General features: G+C 36.7%; 2 protein-coding genes. Both read left to right on the forward strand.

The window, feature by feature from the left end; translation table 11 throughout:
* The coding region (locus E1176_RS00655; protein WP_185152503.1) for a polysaccharide biosynthesis protein at positions 1-435 on the forward strand (435 nt) is incomplete at its 5' end.
* 6 nt (positions 436-441) lie between these two features.
* Positions 442-964 (forward strand): DegT/DnrJ/EryC1/StrS family aminotransferase (locus E1176_RS00660; RefSeq protein ID WP_155208663.1); only part of this gene is annotated, 523 nt, incomplete at its 3' end.

The following is a 964-nucleotide window of genomic DNA, read 5'->3' on the forward strand; positions in this document are numbered from 1 at the left end:
ACAAATCCGGAAATGACCCGGTTTATGATGTCTTTGGAAGACTCAGTAGACTTAGTTCTATTTGCATTTAAAAATGCAAATCCCGGAGATATTTTTGTTCAAAAGTCTCCTGCAGCCACTATTTATACACTGGCACTGGCATTAAAGGAACTGTTCAATGCACAGAACTCTGTAGATATCATAGGGGCCAGACATGGAGAAAAAAAGTTTGAGACTCTATGTGGCAATGAAGAGATGTCAAAAGCTCAAGATCTTGGCAAATACTACAGGATACCAGCAGATTTCAGAGATTTAAATTATACAAAGTACGTCCAAGAAGATGGCCCTAAACTTCAAGATGAAGACTACAGCTCCGAAAATACTCAAATATTGGATACTGAAGAATTAAAAAAGCTATTACTTACAATAGACTATGTTAGGGAAGAGTTAAAATAAAGGCAAATGATTCCGTTAGTAAAAACAGGTTTACCAAGTCCTCAAATTTTAATGCCTGCTTTAGAAGAGGTGTTATATAGTGGATATATTGCACAAGGGAGTGTTGTTGATGAATTTGAAGAAAAATTCTCTGAATATATAGGTAATCAATATTGTGTTTCAGTTAATTCAGGGACAGCTGCATTGCATATTGCCTTAATATTGGCTGGTGTAAAACCCGGTGATGAAGTAATAAGTACAGCACTAACTGCAGAGCCTACAAATACGGTAATCTCCCAAACGGGCGCCACTATCAGATGGGCAGATATTGATCCCGCTACTGGAAACCTTTGTCCGAAAGATGTAGAAACCAAAATTAATAGTAAGACTAAAGTAATAATGCTAGTACATTATGCTGGTATCCCAGCCGATATTGAAGCATTCCAAAGCATAGAAAAAAGGTACAGTATTCCTATTATTGAAGACGCAGCCCATGCTTTGGGTGCTGAATATAATAATAAAAAAATTGGCAATCACTTTAAGTTTACGG

This window comes from Fulvivirga aurantia, from assembly GCF_009711475.1.
GTDB classification, from domain to species: domain Bacteria; phylum Bacteroidota; class Bacteroidia; order Cytophagales; family Cyclobacteriaceae; genus Fulvivirga; species Fulvivirga aurantia.